The 19,460-nt window shown below is 66.5% G+C and carries 16 protein-coding genes; 8 read left to right on the forward strand and 8 right to left on the reverse strand.

The genetic code is table 11. The annotated features are described in order from the left end of the window. Nucleotides 1-72: 72 nt before the first annotated feature. Complete coding sequence (locus U0042_RS23750) at nt 73-531, forward strand: DUF4149 domain-containing protein (RefSeq protein WP_114813680.1); 459 nt, start codon at nt 73-75, stop codon at nt 529-531. 57 nt (nt 532-588) lie between these two features. Here the strand turns inward: U0042_RS23750 and U0042_RS23755 are convergent, their stop codons facing one another. The 7 genes from U0042_RS23755 to U0042_RS23785 form a co-directional block, all read right to left on the reverse strand. Next, nucleotides 589-1,812 (reverse strand): chromate transporter, encoded by a 1,224-nt coding sequence (locus tag U0042_RS23755; protein WP_114813678.1) that lies wholly within the window; start codon nt 1,810-1,812, stop codon nt 589-591. Nucleotides 1,813-2,007: 195 nt separating this feature from the next. Then, nucleotides 2,008-4,368, reverse strand: a complete 2,361-nt coding sequence (locus U0042_RS23760) for an EAL domain-containing protein (protein ID WP_114813676.1) — start codon at nt 4,366-4,368, stop codon at nt 2,008-2,010. Nucleotides 4,369-4,980: 612 nt separating this feature from the next. Then, entirely contained in the window at nt 4,981-5,877 is an 897-nt protein-coding gene (locus U0042_RS23765; RefSeq protein ID WP_114813674.1) for a PhzF family phenazine biosynthesis protein, read from the reverse strand. Between the two features lie 3 nt (nt 5,878-5,880). After that, entirely contained in the window at nt 5,881-6,345 is a 465-nt protein-coding gene (locus U0042_RS23770; RefSeq protein WP_017774310.1) for a RidA family protein, read from the reverse strand. A gap of 71 nt (nt 6,346-6,416) precedes the next feature. After that, on the reverse strand, nt 6,417-7,613 hold the full coding sequence (locus tag U0042_RS23775) for a PLP-dependent aminotransferase family protein (protein WP_114813672.1): 1,197 nt from the start codon (nt 7,611-7,613) through the stop codon (nt 6,417-6,419). Between the two features lie 111 nt (nt 7,614-7,724). After that, entirely contained in the window at nt 7,725-8,684 is a 960-nt protein-coding gene (locus U0042_RS23780; protein ID WP_114813670.1) for a DMT family transporter, read from the reverse strand. Beyond that, nucleotides 8,681-9,388, reverse strand: a complete 708-nt coding sequence (locus tag U0042_RS23785) for a VOC family protein (RefSeq protein ID WP_114813668.1) — start codon at nt 9,386-9,388, stop codon at nt 8,681-8,683. The genes U0042_RS23780 and U0042_RS23785 overlap by 4 nt, the downstream gene beginning before the upstream one ends. Nucleotides 9,389-9,508: 120 nt before the next feature. Here U0042_RS23785 and U0042_RS23790 point away from each other — a divergent pair, with 120 nt between their 5' ends. From U0042_RS23790 to U0042_RS23805, 4 genes are all read left to right on the forward strand, one after another. After that, the gene (locus tag U0042_RS23790; RefSeq protein ID WP_114813666.1) at nt 9,509-10,993 is read left to right on the forward strand and encodes a PLP-dependent aminotransferase family protein; all 1,485 of its coding nucleotides are present in this window, start codon (nt 9,509-9,511) and stop codon (nt 10,991-10,993) included. Nucleotides 10,994-11,074: 81 nt separating this feature from the next. Next, on the forward strand, nt 11,075-12,973 hold the full coding sequence (htpG, locus tag U0042_RS23795; RefSeq protein WP_114813664.1) for a molecular chaperone HtpG: 1,899 nt from the start codon (nt 11,075-11,077) through the stop codon (nt 12,971-12,973). Nucleotides 12,974-13,064: 91 nt separating this feature from the next. After that, nucleotides 13,065-13,808, forward strand: coding sequence for a chorismate--pyruvate lyase family protein (locus tag U0042_RS23800; RefSeq protein WP_114813662.1), 744 nt, complete (start codon nt 13,065-13,067; stop codon nt 13,806-13,808). Between the two features lie 14 nt (nt 13,809-13,822). Then, complete coding sequence (locus tag U0042_RS23805; protein WP_114813660.1) at nt 13,823-14,320, forward strand: DNA-deoxyinosine glycosylase; 498 nt, start codon at nt 13,823-13,825, stop codon at nt 14,318-14,320. Nucleotides 14,321-14,439: 119 nt separating this feature from the next. On the opposite strand, the gene U0042_RS23810 is transcribed toward U0042_RS23805, so the two are convergent. Then, nucleotides 14,440-14,736, reverse strand: coding sequence for a hypothetical protein (locus U0042_RS23810; protein WP_114813658.1), 297 nt, complete (start codon nt 14,734-14,736; stop codon nt 14,440-14,442). 393 nt (nt 14,737-15,129) lie between these two features. On the opposite strand from U0042_RS23810, the gene U0042_RS23815 reads away from it, so the two are divergent. The 3 genes from U0042_RS23815 to U0042_RS23825 all read left to right on the forward strand — a co-directional run bounded on the left by U0042_RS23815 (nt 15,130) and on the right by U0042_RS23825 (nt 19,345). Next, complete coding sequence (locus tag U0042_RS23815; protein WP_114813656.1) at nt 15,130-15,669, forward strand: hypothetical protein; 540 nt, start codon at nt 15,130-15,132, stop codon at nt 15,667-15,669. A gap of 180 nt (nt 15,670-15,849) precedes the next feature. Beyond that, nucleotides 15,850-18,213, forward strand: coding sequence for a tetratricopeptide repeat protein (locus U0042_RS23820; protein WP_114813655.1), 2,364 nt, complete (start codon nt 15,850-15,852; stop codon nt 18,211-18,213). A 154-nt stretch (nt 18,214-18,367) separates the two neighbouring features. Beyond that, nucleotides 18,368-19,345, forward strand: a complete 978-nt coding sequence (locus tag U0042_RS23825) for a spermidine synthase (protein WP_114813653.1) — start codon at nt 18,368-18,370, stop codon at nt 19,343-19,345. The last annotated feature ends 115 nt before the right edge of the window (nt 19,346-19,460 follow it).

The raw sequence follows: 19,460 nt of genomic DNA on the forward strand, positions 1-19,460 counted from the left end.
TGAACTGCGCCGCGCGAGACGGGTCGAAAGCTGGCTTGCGCGGCGGTTCTATATCACGAGAGGAAGACACACATGGGCAAGGCGATCGACATCGCGCTCTTTTTGCATCTGCTGGCCGTCGCCATCTGGGTGGGCGGCATGGTGTTCGCGAGTTTCTGCCTGCGCCCCGCACTCGAAGACCTGTCGCCGCAGTTGCGGTTGCCGCTCGTCGCGTCGGTGTTCGGGCGCTTCTTCAACTGGGTGGCGGGCTCGGTGCTCGTCATTCTCGGCACCGGCGGCTTTCTGCTCGTCAAGTTCGGCGGCGGCCAGGCGTCGTGGCCCATGCACGCCATGGCCGGCATCGGCGTCGTGATGATGCTGATCTTCGGCCACATCCGCTTTGCCGTCTTTCCCCGTATCCAACGTGCCGTCCAGGCGCAGAAGTGGCCCGATGGCGCGCGCGCCGTCGGCACCATGCGTCAGCTCGTGATCATCAACATCGTGCTGGGCGTGGTGACGGTGGGGATGGCGGTGCTGGGTCGGGGCTTCTAGGCATTCCCGCAAGACCCTTCTGACGAGGCGCGCATAGGCGCCTCTTTTCATGCCACGTCACAGCACGTGCGCGTAGAAGAGCCACAGTCCGCACGCCACGGCGACAGTGCCGTACACCAGATAGACCGGCAGCTTGAGCCGCGCGAAACACACGCATGAGAACGCGGCGGTAACGAAGTAGGCCGGTTGCAACGGCACATGTCGTGCAATGCGCAACACGGCCACGGCGAGAAATGCCGTGGTGGCCGCGCGCAGAAGACGCAGCCCGTGCTCGAAGCGGGCGTTCGTCTTCAGTTGAAGCAGATGGCGCCGCGCGAGCACGACAAGACATCCCGACGGCACGAAGAGCGCGAGCGTGGCGATGAGCGCGCCCGGCCAGCCGTCCACCAGGTAGCCGAAGAACGGCACGACGTTGAGCAGCGGTCCCGGCGACAACGGCGAGAGCGAGAACGCGAGCGTGAAGTCGCTGTCGGAAATGCCCACGGCGGGCGTAACGAACAAGGTCTTCAACACGGGCAGCGCCGAGAACCCGCCGCCGAACAGCGTCATGCCGGCGCCCGCGAGCCGCGGCCACAGCAACGCAAGTTCGAAGCGATGCGGTAGCGGCACGGCAAACACGACGATCAATCCGGCGAGGCCGGCAATCAATTGCCAGTCGCCGCGGGCCACGGTGAGTCTCAACCGCGACTGACGTTCGGGACTCGCGGCCCAGCCCGCGCCGAAGGACGCACAGAGGATCACCACGTAGGCCGCCGCGGCGTGCGCGTAGGCGAGCGCTACCGTGGCCGCGAGCATGGCGGCCCATTCGAGCCTGCCGCGCACCAGCGCACGCGTCTGCTTGTACCAGGTGACGAGAATTAGCGACGCGAGCACCACGCTGAAGTGATTGATGAGCGTGGGCGACACCATCGCGCGCATGGCGGGTGTCTGGTAGAAGGTCGCGAAGAGCGTCATCAACAGGAAGAAGGGCAGCACGCTCGCCACGCCGGCCACCCAGGCACCTGCACTGCCGCGCAACGTATGACCCAGCTGGACAGCGACGTTGCAGCCCACGGGGCCCGGCACCATCCACGCGAGCGCGATCAGGTCCGAGAACGCCACGCGCGAAAGCCGGCCCTCGCGCTCCACGTAGTGATGTTCGAGCTGCGCCATCAACGCGAGCCCGCCCCACGACATCGCGGAAAGCAGGAACACCACGCGGAACAGCACCCAAAGCGGCTCCTGCCGACTCTCGGCGGCTCTCGTGCTCGCGGTGGTTTCGACAGTCGTCGTGGTCGGCATGATTGCGGCGCGCTCGCAATGCGCGCGTGCTCCTCTTTCGGCCGGATGGATGCGCGGCCTTGCGCCGTCAGGCCGGACGGCGCGGGCCAAACTGTATCGACTGCGTGTGCGCCCGTTATTGATAGTGACGGGCTGTTGCCGTGCGGGCGAAAAACCGACAACGTCAGCGAGGCTGATACCCAGCCGCTCAGCCGCTCAGCCCGCGCTGGACGCGTCGCTGATGTCGGCGTGGCCCTCGTGCGCAATCGGTTGACGTTCGGTGCCGCAGACGCCGAAGCGTTCGAGCAGCGCCGGAATGCCTTCCGCAGGCACGGGTTTCGAGAACAGGAAGCCTTGCGCTTCGATTTGACCGAGCTGCGCGAGCCAGGCAATCTGCTCTTCGGTTTCCGTGCCTTCCACCACGACCGTGAGGCCGAGCGAGCGTGCGAGGTTCACGATGGCGCTCACCATCACGCAGACGCTTCGGTCGCCGGGAATGGCCTGCACGAAGGTGCGATCCACCTTCAGCGTGTCCACCGAAAAACGGTTCAGGTACGAGAGCGACGAGTAGCCGGTGCCGAAGTCGTCCAGCGCGATACGTATGCCGAGGCGCTTCAACGCGAAAATCTTTTCGGACACGAGTTCGGGATACTCCATCATCGCCGTCTCGGTAATTTCGAGTTCGAGGCGCCGCGCCGAAATGCCGGTTTCCTCCACGGCCTGCGAGACCGTTTCATAGAGGTCGCCGCGCCAGAACTGCACCGCCGAGATGTTCACCGCGAGGGAGAGCGTTTCGTACCCTTGCTGCTGCCACTCGGCCAGCTGGCGGCAGGCGGTCTGAATTACGAAGTCGCCGATCGGCACGATGAGACCCGTGGATTCCGCAACGGGAATGAATTCGTTGGCCGGAATGAGCCCGTATTGCGGATGGTTCCAGCGCACGAGCGCCTCGAAGCCCGTAATGCAACGCTGCGCGAGATCGATCTTCGGCTGGTAGGCGAGAAAGAGCTGCCCTTCGGCCAGCGCGACGCGCAGTTGCTGCTCCCACTTCATCAGGTGATCCGCGCGGTGCGAAAGCTGTGGCGAGTAGAACTGGTAGCAGTTCTTGCCGGCGTCCTTCGCGCTGTACATCGCGAGGTCCGCCTTCTTGAGCAGATCGATTTCGCTTTCGTGCGCCACCGAATAGAGCGCGATGCCGATGCTCGCATGCAGCACGAACGAGCTGCCGCGCACCTCGAACGGCTTCGAAAACACGCCCGCAATCGCGCCGGCCAGTTCGACGGCGCGCTTCTCGACGTTGTCGCCCTTCACCACCACCACGAACTCGTCGCCGCCGATGCGCGAGAGCGTACCCGCTTCGCCCACGGCCACGGCGAGGCGCGTGGCGGTCATCTGCAGCACGATGTCGCCGGCGTTGTGGCCGAGCGTGTCGTTCACCGCCTTGAAGTCGTCGAGGTCGATGAAGAGGATCGCGAGGCGCCCCAGGTTCGCGGGCAGCGCCACGTCGTGACGCAGGTTCTGCAGCGTGGCGTAGCGGTTGCGCAGGCCCGTGAGCAGGTCGTATTCGACGAGATGCGTCATCTCGCGCTCGCGCCCCAGCAGCTTGCCGATCAGACCCGTGGCCACCGCGAAGAACGACAGCATGGCGAGCGAGATGAACGTCGCCATCAGCAGGTAGACGTTGCGCGTGTGGTTGTAGTCCGCGAATTCCTCGGCCTGCGAGAGGCCCACCAGCACGCCGAGCGGATAGCCGTCGATATGCCGGTACGAGACGATGCGCGTCACGTGATCGATCGGGTCGACGTAGGTGCCCGAGACGTGCTCCGAAGTCGGATAGATGCCGCTTGCCGTGAAGGCGCCCAGGGCCCGCTCGGCGCTGCCCGTGCGGCGCGCGAGCACCGTGCCGTTGTCCGAGATCACGGCGATTACGCCGTCGCGGCCAATGGCGGCGTTGTTGTAGAAATCGCTCGTGAAGTAGCTCGGATCTTCGGACACCACCACGACGCCCGCGAACGAGCCGTCCGGATGATTGAGCCGACGCGTCATCTGCAGGGTCCAGTGGCCCGACACGCGGCCCAGCACCGGCTTGCTGATGAAGAGCTGGTCGTCGTTCTCGTGCTCGTGCACGCGGAAGTGCTCGCGGTCCGAGAGGTCGATGTGCTTTGCGTTCGGGTCCGCGGTATTGGCGAGGAGCTTGCCGTGCTCGTCGATCAGCGAGACCTGGATCAGCGTGTCGCTCTGCACGACGCCTTTTTCCACGGTGCTGGACAGATCGAAACGGTCCGGCGACTTCTCAAACTCGAACTTGACGAAGCGCGTGATCTGGTCGACCTGGTGAATCGCCTTCACGGTGTGCTGTTCGAGCGCCGAGGAAAGAATGGCCGCGGACGCCATGGCTTCCCGATAGGCCGATTCCTTTTCCACCGAAAGCCGGGCGAAGATGACCGCCCACAGCAGCACCAGGATCAGGACGCCGAGCGCGGGAATGACAAGCAGCGCTCGCCGGCGCGACAAGGCCGAGGCCGGATCACGCCAGGACAGGGCGTCGCGCGTCGTGGGGAACCGGAGAGGATTCATCGTGCCGGCCGGCGCCCCTGATGTCGAGCGAGTGGCTCCGTGTACGTCGACCGCGCGTATCGAGTGGTTGGCTGCATGGTGATCAGAAGTACCGGACGGAGCGAGGCGATGTGCACAACCCCGTGCTCAAACCGTGGCGTGCAAACCCTGCATGAAGGTCTGGAATGGAACGCAAAGCCTGCACGGAAACGGGAACGAGAAGGCGCCCGCCGCAACCAGGCGCCATATACGGCCCGATATTACTGAATGGCAATGGAATAAGGAAGCGTCGCCGCTCCGGGTATACGCGCCCCTGAAATGGCACGCTAAAACGCCGCTATGCCGGGGCTCCCCAGCCGGCGGTCAAACCCAGACACCGCGCGGCTTTTCGAGGATTTCATCCACCGCACGCGGCGTGCCGTGCCGCCAATGTTTTCTTTCCTGGTCTTATCGTTTTGCGCCGTTCCTATCCAGTCTGCATTGTTTTGTCATGCCGCGGCTTTTGGCGGATATGAGCAATGGATAGGGAGGGAACGCGTGGCCGGAAAACGGCGGAGGCAGGTGGGGGCGATCGAAGGCGTTCGTGGCGGCGTTCGCCACGGCACGAACCCCGGCACGAACGCCGCTGCCCATTCACGGCAGCCGGAACGTGCCTTCGATCACCGTGACGGACTCGCCGCCGATCCAGGTTTTGCCGGCGCCCGGGTCGTAGTCCACGTAGACGCGTCCGTCGCGGCCAAGTGCGGTGCCCTGGCGCGCGGTGTAGGACGGGCCCGGCTGTTTCTGCCGCAACGACAGAAGCTGGGCGATGGCTGCATTCGCGCTGCCCGTGACGGGGTCTTCGCCAACGCCGAAGCCGCCGCCGGACATGAGGCACCGTACTTCGAACGTGGCAGGACCGCCTGCGGGATGAGGCGCGTAGAGCGCGACCCCATGCGTGCCTGCCGCGTGCGTGACCGGCCCGAGCGCGGCAGGATCGGCGGTCACCGCGAGGCAAGCCTCGGCCGAGGGCAGCCGCACGACGAGCCACGGCGCGCCGTTGTCCACGGCGAAGGGCGGTTCGCCCGTCGCCTCGACGAGTGCATCCACGTCGAGGCCGAGCCCGGCAGACAGCGCCGCATAACGCTCTGCCGGCAGCGGCGTGATGCGGCAAGGCGGCGCGGCGAAGGCCCAGATGTGCCCGCCGCGCGCGGTCAGCTCGACGAGACCGGCGCCGCACTGCTGCACGAGCCGGCCCGGCTGCTTCGGCTGATAGCCGCTCTCGCGCACCGCGTGGGCGCTGCCGAGCGTCGGATGTCCCGCGAACGGCAGCTCCGCGCCCGGCGTGAAGATGCGCACGCGGTAGTCGGCGGCCGGGTCCGTAGGCGCAAGCAGGAACGCTGTCTCGGACAGATTGGTCCAGCGCGCGATCTGCTGCATCTGGTCGGTCGTGAGCGTGTCGGCGTCGAACACCACGGCGAGCGGGTTGCCCTTGAACGGCACTGCGGTGAAGACGTCGACCTGCGCGAAACGCACGGTTTGCGCAGGCATGGCTTACTCGACTTCGGCCACGAGTTCGATCTCGACGCACGCGCCGAGCGGAATCTGCGCCACGCCGAATGCCGAGCGTGCATGCTTGCCGCGCTCGCCGAAAACTTCCACGAACAGTTCGGACGCGCCGTTCGTCACGAGATGCTGCTCCGTGAACGTCAGCGTGGAGTTCACGAGGCTCATCACCTTCACGATGCGCGTGACGCGGTTCAGGTCGCCCACATGCGCGTGCAGCGTGGCGATGAGGTCGATGGCGATGGCGCGCGCGGCGGCCTTGCCTTCCTCCGTTGCCAGTGTGTCGCCGAGCTTGCCGGCCCACACCTTGCCGTCCTTCTTCGCGATATGGCCGGACAGATAAACCGTGTTGCCGGTCTGCGCGCTCATGACGTAGGCGGCGGCAGGCGCACCGGCCACGGGCAGTTCGATGCCGAGTTCCTTGAGACGGTCGTAGACGTTGGATTGAGCCATGGTGAGAGGTCCTCGTTCGGTTCGGTCAAAAAAGAAGGTGGGGTGGCGCGCGTTTTTACCCGCTTACAGGTTTACAGGTGCGTACGCACGAGCGCCGCGAGTTTCGCCACGCCCTCGTCGATCTTCGCGGGCGGCACGGTAACGAACGACAGACGCAGCGTGTTGTGCTCGGGATGGTCCGCATAGAACGGTGCGCCCGGCACGAACGCCACGTTGTTCGCGACGGCCGCTTCGAGCAGCTTCATGCTGTCGATGTGCGCCGGCAGCGACACCCAGATGAACATGCCGCCCTCGGGCCGGTTCCAGCTCACGCCTTCGGGCATGTAGCGTTCGAGCGCGGCCAGCATCGCGGCGCACTGGTCACGATACAGCGCGCGGATGGTGGGCACGTGACGGTCGAGGAAGCCGTCTTTCACGACCTCGTGCACGATGCGCTGCGTGAAGCTGGGCGTGTGCAGATCCGTTGCCTGCTTGGCCTGCACGAGCTTGAAGTGCAGTTCCTCGGGCGCGACGATGTAGCCCACGCGCAGGCCCGGCGCGAGCACCTTCGAAAACGAGCCGAGATGCACGATGTGCTCGGGCGCCATCGAAAGCAGCGTAGGCAGCGGCTCGCCCGCGTAGTCGAGCGCGCCGTAGGGATCGTCTTCCACCACGGGGAAGGGCGCATTCATGGCGAATTCGGCCAGCGCGCGGCGGCGTTCGAGCGACAGGCGCCGGCCCGTCGGATTCTGGAAATTCGGTTGCGCGTACAGCAGGCGCGCGCCCGCCGTGAGTTCGGACGTGAGCCCGGCGGGAATCAGGCCGGCGTCGTCGGTCGGCACCTGGACGTAGCGCGGTTCGTAGAGCGAGAACGACTGGAGCGCGCCGAGGTAGGTAGGCGTTTCCACGAGCACCGGGCTCTGCGGGCAGATCAGCACTTTGCCGAGCAGATCGAGCGCCTGCTGCGAGCCCGTCGTGATGAGCACCTGCGTCGGGCGAATCTGCACGCCGCCCACCGAGTAGCGCGCGGCCACCCACTCGCGCAGCGGCAGGTAGCCTTCGGTGGCGCTGTACTGGAGCGCGGCGGCGGGCGCATCGCGCAGAATGCGCTCCGAGGCTTCGCGCATCTGCGCTACCGGGAACGTGGCGGGCGAGGGCAGGCCGCCCGCGAACGAGATGACCTCGGGCCGTTCCGTGACCTTGAGGATTTCGCGAATCGCCGAGCTGGTGAGCTTGCGGGCGCGTTCGGACAGTTGCCACGCAGGGGCGCGAAGGTCGCTATGGTCCATATGTCTCCTCGTTCGGTGGGGGCGTGATTCTCGGTGTATGAATCGGGTTGCGCGGACGTGGGTATCAAGCCCCACGTCCGCGGGAAAGACTGCAATTATGACGCGAGTTCCTCAGGCGGCGCGGGCGGGCTTGAGCGCCGTGTGCACCGCGGCCCTGCGGCCGAGCACGACGGTGACGATCACGGCTGCCGCGTAAAGCCACGTCGAGGGTGCGACGGCCTCGCCGAAGAACAGCGCAGAAAACGCCATCGTGAAGAAAATCTGCAGCAGCTGCACCTGGCCGACGCGTGCAGTGCCGCCCATGGCGAGCCCCGCGTACCAGGCGAAGAAGCCGATGAATTGCGAGAAGAGCGTCACGTAGCCGAACGCGAGCCACGTTCTGAGCGCGACGGGTTCGGGATGCTGGAGATGATGCTGCCACGCAAGCCACCCCACCGGCACGAGCAGGATGGGTGCACAGAGCACGAGCGCCCAGCAGATCACCTGCCAGCCGCCCATTTGCCGCGCGAGCCGCGCGCCTTCGGCGTAGCCCAGCGCGCCGATGCCCACGGCCACGAGCATCAGCAGATCGCCCGCGGCGGGCCGACCGCCGCCGGCTTGCAACGCGAAGGCGACGACGATCGCGCTGCCCGCCAACGCGCTGACCCAGAACGCCTTCGACGGCCGCTCGTGCGAGAGCCAGGCGGCATAGAGCGCGACGCAAAGCGGCTGGAGGCCGCCCACCACGGCGCCGTGCGAGGCGGGTACGGTCTTCATCGCCCATGCCGAGAACACGGGAAACGCCACGATCACGCCCAGCGCGACGAGCGCGAGGCCCTTCACCTGCGGCCACGTTGGCAGGCGTTCGCGCCGCCATGCGAGCAGCACGCCGGCCGGCACGGCGGCGACGAGCGCCCGGCCCAGCCCGTTGAGCAGCGGATGAAACTGCTCGACGACGATGTGCGTCATCGGCAGCGTGAGGCTGAAGATCACGACGCCCACAAGCCCGAGCAGCATGCCCTGGGATTCGCGCGCGTGGCCCGCCTTTATCGTGGCCGGGCCTGAGCCGGAACTCGCTTCGCGTGCGTTCATCGCGTCGCTCCGCCCAGCGTGCGCAAACCGTCGCGTGTTTCGAATTCGGCGGCGAGCGACGGCAGCGCGTCTTCGGCACACTCGTTCAGCTCGATCAGATGCGCGGCGCCGAGCCATTCCAGTTGCTCGCGCAGCGCCGCGACCTGCGTGGGCGGACAAAAGCCCTTCAGCGAGCGCAGCGCGATACCGGTTTCGGGCAACACCGTCGTGGGATGCTGCGGCGTGTCCCACTGGATCAGCGAGGGCACGATGCCGTCGCCCGCGCCGTGCCAGGCGGGGAAGGCGCCGTCCGCGGGAACGGTGAGTGTCCAGCTGAAGTTGCCGCGCGTCATGGGCACGACGGGCGCGATGCGCTCCGGGTACTGCGCCTGCCACAGGGCGAGATTGCGCGGCCGCTCGACGCGCGCCACCCAATGCGACAGGTACGGACCGTTTTCGAGGCGCGCGTGCGTGAGCGGGTCGTCGAGCGCGAAGAGCCGGGGACGGGTGCCGGCTGCCGGGGCCACCGCGTCCGGGTCGATCGCGATCACTTCGAGGTACACGCCGCCCCAGAGGTTCACGAGGCGGTTGTGCGTGCGCATCAGCGGATGCGCGCCGCCGCCGGTCGGTTCCACGCCCAGCGTGTCGGCGACATGGCGGGCGCCCTCTTCGAGGGTGCGGGCGGTGATGACGAGGTGGTCGAGACTGAGCTTCGGTGCGGTCATGAGCGTTCGGAAGGCAAAAGGACGCCAGGGTAAGCAGCGTGTCCGGTCGAATGTAACGGTTCTGACCTGCACAGTAACGGTACAATCGGCCGGGTAATGTTCGGTACAGTTGGAGCCGCCATGTCCGTCCCGCTCGACCAGATTCCCGCGCCGCACGACGCGGCCACGCTCACGCTCGTCGACCAGCTCGTGCAGTGGGGCCGCCGCCGCATCGAGGAACGCGTGTTCCGGCCGGGCATGCGCATGCCTTCCATCCGCAAGCTGGCGCTCGACAAGGGCGTTTCGCGCTTCACCGTGGTGGAAGCATACGAGCGGCTCGTCGCCCAGGGCTATCTGGATTCGCGGCGCGGCTCGGGGTTCTACGTGCGCGAACGGCTCATCGCGCCGGTGGCGGGCGAACGCCGCGCCGCGGGCGGCGGAGCCGCGAACGCGGCGAACGTAATGGATGCCGGCCCCGCGCCGAGCACCATCGATGTGGTTTGGCTCCTGCGTAACATGCTGCACACCTCGACGCGGCCCGAGAAGGGGCCGGGTCTCGGCTACCTGCCCAACCGCTGGCTGAACGGCGAACTGATTGCGGGCGCGCTGCGTTCGCTCGGCCGTCAGAGCGGCGGCCAGCTGCTCGGTTTCGGCACGCCGCAAGGCTTTCTGCCGCTGCGCCAGCAGTTGCAGACGCGGCTCGAGGAACTGGAGATCGGCGCGTCGCCGGAACAGATCGTGCTGGTCTCCGGCATTACCCAGGCCATCGATCTGCTCGCGCGCCTCTACGTGCAGCCCGGCGACACGGTTGTGGTGGGCGACCCGGCGTGGTTCCAGATGTTCGGCCGCTTCGTTTCGCAAGGCGCGCGGCTGGTCGGCATGCCGTACACGCCGGAAGGGCCGGACCTCGACGCGCTCGAAACGCTGGTGCAGACCTGGCGGCCGCGCATGCTCGTCGTGAATTCGGTGCTGCAGAACCCCACGGGCACGTCGCTTACCGCGGCGCAGGCGTTCCGCATTCTGCGTCTGGCCGAAGAGTACGACTTCATCGTGGTGGAAGACGACATCTACGGCGACCTGTGCCCGCCGGGCTATCCGGCCACGCGGCTCGCCAGTCTCGACCAGTTGCGGCGCGTGATTTACCTCGGCAGCTATTCGAAGACGCTCGCGGCAAATCTGCGCGTGGGTTTCGTCGCCGCCGCGCTGCCGGTGACGAGAGCCGTGACCGACCAGAAGATGCTGGTGGGCATGACGACGCCCGAACTGAACGAGCGCGTGCTGTACAAAGTGCTGACCGAAGGGCACTACCGGCGCCACGTGGAGCGCCTGCGTGCGCGGCTGGACGGCGTGCGCGACAAGGCCGCCCGGATGCTCGAGAAGACCGGACTGCGGCTCTTCTCGGCGCCGGGCGCGGGCATGTTCCTGTGGGCCGACACCGGCGTGGATTCCGACGCGCTCGCCGCGGCCGGGCACGAGGCCGGCTTCCTGTTCACGCCGGGCAGCCTGTTCTCGCCGAACCAGTCGCCCTCCACCTGGATGCGCTTCAACGTCGCCAATTGCGGCGACCCGGCGTTGCCCGCATTCCTCAATCGCTATCTGGAAAGCGTGGTGCGCCGGGCCTCTTGAAAAGAGCGGGCGCCGGCCCCATTTCGGCGCTCGCGTGATCAACGACACTGGCTCAACCAGCAACCGAAGGGAAATTCGACCATGGCACAAGAAACCATGAGCTTTCAGGCAGAAGTGAAGCAGCTTCTGCAACTGATGATCCATTCGCTGTACAGCAACAAGGAGATCTTTCTTCGCGAGCTGATCTCGAACGCTTCGGACGCGGCGGACAAGCTGCGCTTCGAAGCCATCGCCGACAGCGCGCTTTACGAAGACGATCCGAACCTGCGCATCCGCGTCTCGTACGACAAGGCGGCGCGCACCGTCACCATCGACGACAACGGCATCGGCATGAGCCGCGACGAGGCGATCTCGCACCTCGGCACCATCGCGCGCTCGGGCACCAAGGAATTCTTCAGCAAGCTCTCGGGCGACCAGCAGAAAGACGCGGCGCTGATCGGCCAGTTCGGCGTGGGCTTCTATTCGGGCTTCATCGTGGCCGACCGCATCACCGTGGAAACGCGCCGCGCCGGTCTGCCGGCTTCCGAAGGCGTGCGCTGGGAAAGCGCGGGTGAGGGCGACTTCGCGGTGGAGACCATCGAGCGCAAGCCACGCGGCACGACCATCACGCTGCATCTGCGCGAAGGCGAGGACGACCTGCTCTCCACCTTCAAGCTCAAGTCGATCATCCAGAAATACTCGGATCACGTCGCGCTGCCCATCCTCATGAAGAAGGAGGAATGGGACGCCGAAAAGAGCGAGATGGTCACGAAGGACGAAGACGAAACGGTCAACCAGGCAAGCGCGCTGTGGACCCGTCCGAAGAGCGAGATCACCGACGAGCAGTACACGCAGTTCTATCAGCACCTCTCGCACGACCATCAGGACCCGCTCACGTGGACGCACAACCGCGTGGAAGGCCGCAGCGAATACACGCAGCTGCTCTACGTGCCCGCGCATGCGCCGTTCGATCTCTGGAACCGCGACCATCGCGGCGGCCTGAAGCTCTACGTGAAGCGCGTGTTCATCATGGACGACGCCGAGCAACTGCTGCCGGCCTACCTGCGCTTCGTGAAGGGCGTGGTGGATTCGAGCGACCTGCCGCTCAACGTGTCGCGCGAAATTCTCCAGGAAAGCCGCGACGTGAAGGCGATTCGCGAAGGCGTCACGAAGCGCGCGCTGTCCATGCTCGAAGAACTGGCGAACGCCGAGACCGATGAAGGCAAGGCGAAGTACGCCACCTTCTGGAAGGAGTTCGGCCAGGTGCTGAAGGAAGGCATCGGCGAAGACTTCGCGAACCGCGAGCGCATCGCGAAGCTCGCGCGCTTCGCTTCGACGCACAACGATTCGGCCGAGCAGAACGTGTCGCTGGCCGACTACGTGGCACGCATGAAGCCCGAGCAGACGAAGATCTACTACGTCACCGCGGACACGTGGCAGGCCGCAAAGAGCAGCCCGCACCTCGAGGTGTTCCGCAAGAAGGGCATCGAAGTACTGCTGCTCACCGACCGCGTGGACGAATGGATGCTCTCGTTCCTCACCGAGTTCGACGGCAAGCCGCTGCAAAGCGTGGCGCGCGGCGACCTCGACCTGGGCGCGCTCGACGACGAGGAAAAGAAGCAGCAGGAGAAGGTTTCCGACGAACTCAAGCCGCTCGTCGAGAAGATGAAAGAGGCGCTCAAGGACAAGGCCAAGGACGTGCGCCTCACGTTCCGCCTGACCGATTCGCCGTCGTGCCTCGTGGCCGACGAGGGCGAGATGAGCGGCTACCTGCAGCGCATGCTGAAGGCGGCGGGCCAGCAGGCGCCCATGTTCCATCCCATCCTCGAAGTGAACCCGGAGCATGCGCTCGTGAAGGCGCTGCGCACCGACAGCGCGGACTTCGACGACTGGTGCCATCTGCTCTTCGATCAGGCGCTGCTCGCCGAGGGCGGCGCGCTGGACGATCCGGCGGCCTTCGTGAAGCGCACGAATGCGCTGTTGATCGCGCGGGCGGGGTAACGGGCAGCAGGGCAGCAGGGGCCGTTGAGCGGCGGGCCGCTGTCGGGCGGCTCGCCGTCGCCGGTGCGGCCCCCGTCCTATAATGCCCGCCATGGTTATCCGTTTCGATGCTGCCGACGCGCACTGGCGCGTCGCGCCCATGCCCGGCTTCACATCCCATCAGAAAGATTGGCTCACGCGCGGTGGCTCGCTCACCGCGCATCTGCGCACGCTCGGGCCGGTCGCGGTGCGCGTGACGCGCGAGGCCGTGGCGTTGCCGTGGGCCGACGAGCATGGTCCGCTGGGGCTCGCGCCGCGTGCGCCCGTGTGGGTGCGCGAGGTCGTGCTGGCCGTGGACGGTGTGCCGTTCGTCGCGGCACACAGCGTTGCACCGCTCGCAGCGAGCATCGGCGTGTGGCAGGCCATGCGGCGGCTGCGCACGCGGCCGCTCGCCGAACTGCTCTACAGCGACAGCAGCGTGGCGCGCTCGGCGCTCGTGAGCCGGCGCGTGAATGCGCGGCATCCGCTCTATCGGCTGGCTGCGGCGCTGGGCGGCGAAGAGAAGCGGCCGCACGCGCTGGTGGCACGGCGCTCCGTCTTCACGCGATACGGCGCGCCGCTCATGGTGACCGAATGCATGCTGCCGGCGCTGTGGGCGCACCTCGATGCGATGACGGCCGCTGTCTCGCGCGGCGCGCATTCGTTGCGCGGGCGTGGTCCGCTCGATCATGTCGCTTCGCGCGCGCATACGGCACATGGATGGCATGCGGCTGATGTACGGCCCGCGAGCAATGAAGGCGTCGCGCAGAGGCGTCGCGGCGCGATGGAGGCGCCGCTTGGGCGCCCGCGCTCTTGAGAGCGTCCGATCCTATGTCACTGAAACGCTGCTTTGCGCCCGTCGTGGACAGCAATACGCGGCTCCTGATACTCGGCAGCCTGCCCGGCGAGATGTCGCTCGCGCAAGGGCAGTACTACGCGCACAAGCAGAATCGGTTTTGGCACCTGATCGGCGATGTGATTGGGGAGCCGCTGCCCGGCATGGACTATGAGGCGCGGCTGCAGGCACTCCTCGATCATCGCGTCGGGCTTTGGGATGTGATCGCGAAAGCGCGGCGAGAGGGCAGCCTGGACAGCCGGATTCGCGACCATGCGACGAACGATCTTGCCGCGCTCGTGGCCGGTCTGCCGAATCTTGTCGCTGTCGCGTTCAACGGCGGCACGGCCGCAAAGATCGGTATGCAGGCGCTGGCGGAGAGCCGCCTGTCGCTCGATCTCGTCAGGCTTCCCTCAAGCAGCCCCGCTTATGCAGCCGTTCCCTACGCCGAGAAGTTGAAGGCGTGGGAGGCGTTGCGGACGTGGTTGGAGTAAGCGCGTCGCCAGGCTGATGTGGCGGGACGGCCTGCACACGCGCTGTTCCTCAGTCGCTTGCCTGCCTTGGCGCATCTTGCGCATGTTCGACGACACGCCTTTGACTATTCTTCGTGTGGCTAATCGTGGGCTGCGGGTGATTTCGTGCTGGGCGTCGCGAGCGTGTTGTTGCCCCCGAACGACGGTAACGCCGTGCCGGTGTTCGTACTGTTGCGCTGGCTCGGCGTCGGCGAGCCGCTACCGCTTTCCGAGTTGGTGTCGCTCGGCGTGCCGTAACCGCTCTTTGTATCGGCCGGCGACTTTGTGGTCGGTGTCGCCAGTGTGTTGTTGCCTTGTGCATAAGCACCACCCGACAGCATGAGTGCAATAACGGATGCAATACCGGCTGCGATCAGTGTGCTGTTTGCCTTGTTCATGACTCGCTCCTCTCTGATTGGACTGTGGACCGGAATTTTCGACGCAGACAAAACCCGTTCATTCAAGCCGCGCACGGTACGATTGGTGGGGCTGGCATTGCGCAGCATCGACGGGTTGCAATTAGCCGACTGTACGAAATCGAGTCTGCGCCGCGTAATGCCAAGTTTAGGAAAGCGGCAGCAGAGCACTAGGTGCGTTGTCCGCAATGATGAATTTCGCTTTTCGCGGCCAATTCATGCCGGATTCCCGCATTGCGCGGCAATCGGCGATCGGGCGACGCAGCAACGCGACCGTCTTATCCGTTCGTTATAGCGCTGCATTTTTCGCGTGCCGCCGCAGGTAAAATCGCATGCATTGTGCCGAATGCACCGTACGAAATCAGCGAACCACACATGACCGACACGTCCCTTTCCTCGTCCGACTCCACCCTCGATTCCGCGGCCGAACGCCATGACGCAGACGTGCCCGAAACCGTGCACGAGGACGGCCTGTGGCGTGACGGCGGCTGGACCGCGCGCGTCATCAAGAACGAGGACGACGATGGCTGGGCCGTCGAGATGATCAAGGACGGCGAGCAGGAGCCGGCCCTCGTCGGCCCGTGGACGATGGGCCGCAACAAGAAGGACCCGAAGCCGCTCGATACCGCGGCCTTCAATACGCTGGTGAAAACCGCTTCGGAGGTCTTGCGTCGGCACGAGCAGCAACTGCGTGCCCAGTTGCACAAGAGCGTGACCGTAGCGGCCGCAGAGGGCGATGGCGAACTGGAAATCACGCTGGACATCGTTCCCGACGAGGACGAGCCCTACGCACTGTTGACGGCGCTCGACGCCTTCGGCGAGCAGCTCGCGCAAGTGCAGGTGCCGCCGAACTTCAAGCTGAGCAAGGCGAGCGCCGCTAGCTGGGTGGAAAACGAGTTCCGCCGGCCAGGCTAAACGCGCGGGCCGCTGCGCAGGCAGGCACCTGGTTTGGCGGCCCGGCGTGTGTGGCGAAGGTGTGAGGACGCCCAATCACCGAAGCCGCCTGCAGCGGCCCGTTCGCGTCTTCCTTGCATCGGCTTTATGTAATCCGGCCCGTTTAGAATCGCGGCTTCCATTCCTGCGAGACAACGGGTCATGTCGATCGAAGAACGCTTTGCCGAGGCCAAGGCGCGACACCTGGCCGGCGATCTCGCCGCGGCGCGCGAGCTTTACCACGGCATTCTGGCCATTGCGCCTTCGAACCATGAAGTGACCTTCCGGTTGGGCATCCTGGCGCTACAGACGGGGCAGACCGACGAGGCGCTGGTATGGGTGGGGCTCGCGCGGCAGCAACATCCGGCCGAGCCGCGCTACTGCCTGGGCGAAGGGCAGATCCTCGCCACCCTGGGCCGCTACGAGCAGGCGGTGCGGACGTATCGCGAGGCGCTCGCGCATGCGCCGGCGAGTATCGACGCGTGGTTCGCGCTCGCCTCCGTGCTGGAAGCGTCCGGGGACCGGGCGGGAGCGATCGGGGCCTATGCCGCGCTGCTCGAACTCGATGCGTTCCACGCGGACACGCTCAACAATCTCGGCAACTGCTACCGGCAGCAGGGCGACATCGCGCAGGCCGAAGGGGCGTATCGACGCGCACTCGCCGCACAGCCTGCTCACGCGAGCGCGCTCGCCAATCTCGCCACGCTTCTTCAGACGCGCGGCCATCTGGACGAAGCTGTTGCGCTGTTGCGCGAGACGGTGGTTGCCGAGCCGGGCGTGGCGGCGCATCGCGTTAACCTGGGCGTGGCGCTCGCGGAACAACGCGAACACGCCGAAGCCACCGCAGTCCTCGAGCAGGCGCGCGCGCTCGATCCGCAGCATGCCGATGCCGCCTACAACCTCGCGAGCGTGCTGCACGCGCAAGGTCGACGCGAGGAGGCGCGTGCGCACTACCTCTCGGCCATCGCGCTCGCGCCCGCCCATGCCGACGCCCACAACAACCTCGGCAACCTATTCAAGGAACTGGGCGACCACGAGGCCGCGGCCGCGGCGTTCGAGTCGGCCATCCGCGCGCGGCCCGGCTTCGTTGCCGCGTACAACAACGCGGGCAGCCTCGCGCGCGCGCTCGGTCGCATGGACGACGCCGAGGCGCGCTACCGCGCGGCGCTCGCGGCGGACCCGCGTCATTCGGCAAGCTGGAACAATCTCGGGAACGTGCTGAAAGACACGGGCGCGCTGGACGAGGCTCTCGACTGCTATCGGCGGGCGCTCGACTGCGATCCGCATAACGTCGTGGCGCACAGCAACCTGGCGTACGGGCTCACGTTCCAGACCGAGGACGGCTATGCCGTGCTCGACGAGTGCAAACGCTTCGCCGCGCGTCACGAGGCACCGCTGCTCGCCGGCGCGCCAAGCCACGCGAATCGTCGCGATCCGCATAAGCGTCTGCGCGTCGGCTACGTGTCCGCGGATTTTCGCGATCATTGCCAGTCGCTCTTCACCGCGCCGCTTTTCGCGCATCACGATCACGAGGCGTTCGAGATCGTCTGCTATTCGAGCGTGGTGCGGCCCGACACCTTTACGCAGCGCATCGCCGGGTGGGCCGACGTCTGGCGCGACGTGCGCACGCTCGACGACGCGCAGCTCGCGCAAACCGTTCGCGACGACGGCATCGATATTCTCGTGGACCTCACGATGCACATGGCCGACGGCCGGCCGCTGCTGTTCGCGCGGCAACCCGCGCCGGTGCAGGTGGCGTGGCTGGCGTATCCGGGCACGACGGGCAGCCGGGCGATCGGGTACCGGCTGACGGACCCGTGGCTCGATCCGGCTGGCGACCCTCACGTAGACAGCCAATACAGCGAGCGCTCCGTGCGTCTGCCGGACTCGTTCTGGTGCTACGACCCGCACAGCTCGGTGCCGCCTGTCGAGCCTTCGCCGCAACGTCCGGGCGAACAGTTCACGTTCGGCTGCCTGAACAATCCCTGCAAGCTCACGGACCGCACGCTCGGCATGTGGGCGCCGGTCATGCGCGCCGTGCCCGAAGCGCGCCTCGTTCTGATGGCGCCGTCGGGCCAGGTGCGGGAGCGCCTCGCGGCGCGGCTTGCGGCGCACGGCATCGATATGCAGCGCGTGGTGTTCCGCGCTTTCCGTCCGCGCGAGCAGTATCTGGAGACGTATCGCGAAATCGATCTCGCGCTCGACACGTTCCCGTACAACGGCCACACGACGAGCCTCGACGCGCTGTGGATGGGGGTGCCGGTCGTCACGCGGATGGGCCGCTCGGTGGTGGGACGGGGTGGACTGAGTCAACTGGCAAACCTGGGGCTCACCGAACTCGCCGCTTCCACGGATGAGCAGTTCGTCCGGCTTGCCGTTGATCTGGCCCACGACACGCAACGGCTGGCGACGTTGCGCGCGAGCCTGCGGCCGCGTATGACGCAGTCGCCGCTGATGGACGGCGCGCGCTTCGCGGCGAATGTGGAGCGCGCGTATCGCCAGATGTGGGCGCAATGGTGCGCGTGACGTGCTGCAGCCGCAGCCGCGCCGTGCGGCGATGGCGTTCGCGCGAGGGCCTGCCGGTCCTTTGCCGCAGCGGCGGCCCGCGGACAGCCGCCGCACCGCCGGATGCTATCCTCTCGATCCTTTGAAATTTCGGTACTTCAGCCGGCCTTCCTTCATGACCACGCTTATCAAACGCGCTTCCGCCGAGGCCCGCGCCTCTCGTCCTGCTCGTGACAGCCGCGACAGCGGCGAAACCCGCACTGGCCTCGCTGTCGCGGCTCCAGGCCCGAAAGCCGGCAACCGCCACGAGACCGCGCGCCCGAAGCGCATGCGGCGCCACGGCGCGACATCCGACGCTGCAACGGACAACGCGTACCTCATCGAGGCGCCGCGCAAGCCGCGCTTCGCCCCCGTCACGTTTTCCGAAGAGAGTGGCGTGCGTTACCTGCACTTCGGCACGGAGTGGGTGCAAGGCGCCATGCGCCTCAGCAAGCCCGACGTCATCGAACTGGAGTATGCCGAGCAGATGATGGCGTGGCTGTTGTTCCTGGGTACGCCGAAGCGGATCGTCCAGCTTGGGCTCGGCGCGGCGGCGCTGACGAAGTTCGCGTACCGCTTCCTGCGTCCCGCGAAAGTGGAAGCGGTGGAGCTGAATCCGGCCGTGGTGGTGGCCGCGCGCACCATGTTCGCGCTGCCGCCCGACGACGCGCGCCTCACCGTGCACGAGCGCGACGCGTGGGACTTCGTCAACGACCGCGCCAACCACGGCACCGTCGGGGCCATGCAGATCGACGTCTACGACGCCACGGCGCGTGGCCCCGTGCTCGACAGTGTCGGGTTCTATCGCGCGGTGCGGGCCTGCCTCACGGAGGCGGGCGTCGTGACCATCAACCTGTTCGGCGACCACCCGAGCTTCGTGCGCAACATGAAGCATCTGAAGGCCGCCTTCGATGGCCGCGTGGTTGCGTTGCCCGAAGTGCACGAAGGTAACCGGATCGCCATCGCGTTCTCCGGCCCGGCGCTCGACGTGCCGTACGCACAGCTGGAGCAGCGCGCGAAGCTGATCGAGGCGAAGCTCGGGCTGCCCGCGCGCAAGTGGATAAAGGGTCTGCGCGAATCGACGGGGCAGACGGGCGCGTCGTTTGCCATCTGAATCCAACGGGCTGGCTGGCATCAGATCTCGTCGACCTGCTCGCCGCCCGTCAGTGGCGTGCCCACCCGAGCCGCCCGCCAGCATTCCAGCCCATAGCCGTCGATAACGGCTGACC

Source organism: Paraburkholderia kururiensis, from assembly GCF_034424375.1.
GTDB lineage: Bacteria > Pseudomonadota > Gammaproteobacteria > Burkholderiales > Burkholderiaceae > Paraburkholderia > Paraburkholderia kururiensis_A.

Coding starts and splice junctions, on each gene's coding strand:
- U0042_RS23750 (WP_114813680.1), top strand. CDS start 73: ATGGGCAAGGCGATCGACATCGCGCTCTTTTTGCATCTGCTGGCCGTC.
- U0042_RS23755 (WP_114813678.1), bottom strand. CDS start 1,812: ATGCCGACCACGACGACTGTCGAAACCACCGCGAGCACGAGAGCCGCC.
- U0042_RS23760 (WP_114813676.1), bottom strand. CDS start 4,368: ATGAATCCTCTCCGGTTCCCCACGACGCGCGACGCCCTGTCCTGGCGT.
- U0042_RS23765 (WP_114813674.1), bottom strand. CDS start 5,877: ATGCCTGCGCAAACCGTGCGTTTCGCGCAGGTCGACGTCTTCACCGCA.
- U0042_RS23770 (WP_017774310.1), bottom strand. CDS start 6,345: ATGGCTCAATCCAACGTCTACGACCGTCTCAAGGAACTCGGCATCGAA.
- U0042_RS23775 (WP_114813672.1), bottom strand. CDS start 7,613: ATGGACCATAGCGACCTTCGCGCCCCTGCGTGGCAACTGTCCGAACGC.
- U0042_RS23780 (WP_114813670.1), bottom strand. CDS start 8,684: ATGAACGCACGCGAAGCGAGTTCCGGCTCAGGCCCGGCCACGATAAAG.
- U0042_RS23785 (WP_114813668.1), bottom strand. CDS start 9,388: ATGACCGCACCGAAGCTCAGTCTCGACCACCTCGTCATCACCGCCCGC.
- U0042_RS23790 (WP_114813666.1), top strand. CDS start 9,509: ATGTCCGTCCCGCTCGACCAGATTCCCGCGCCGCACGACGCGGCCACG.
- htpG (WP_114813664.1), top strand. CDS start 11,075: ATGGCACAAGAAACCATGAGCTTTCAGGCAGAAGTGAAGCAGCTTCTG.
- U0042_RS23800 (WP_114813662.1), top strand. CDS start 13,065: ATGGTTATCCGTTTCGATGCTGCCGACGCGCACTGGCGCGTCGCGCCC.
- U0042_RS23805 (WP_114813660.1), top strand. CDS start 13,823: ATGTCACTGAAACGCTGCTTTGCGCCCGTCGTGGACAGCAATACGCGG.
- U0042_RS23810 (WP_114813658.1), bottom strand. CDS start 14,736: ATGAACAAGGCAAACAGCACACTGATCGCAGCCGGTATTGCATCCGTT.
- U0042_RS23815 (WP_114813656.1), top strand. CDS start 15,130: ATGACCGACACGTCCCTTTCCTCGTCCGACTCCACCCTCGATTCCGCG.
- U0042_RS23820 (WP_114813655.1), top strand. CDS start 15,850: ATGTCGATCGAAGAACGCTTTGCCGAGGCCAAGGCGCGACACCTGGCC.
- U0042_RS23825 (WP_114813653.1), top strand. CDS start 18,368: ATGACCACGCTTATCAAACGCGCTTCCGCCGAGGCCCGCGCCTCTCGT.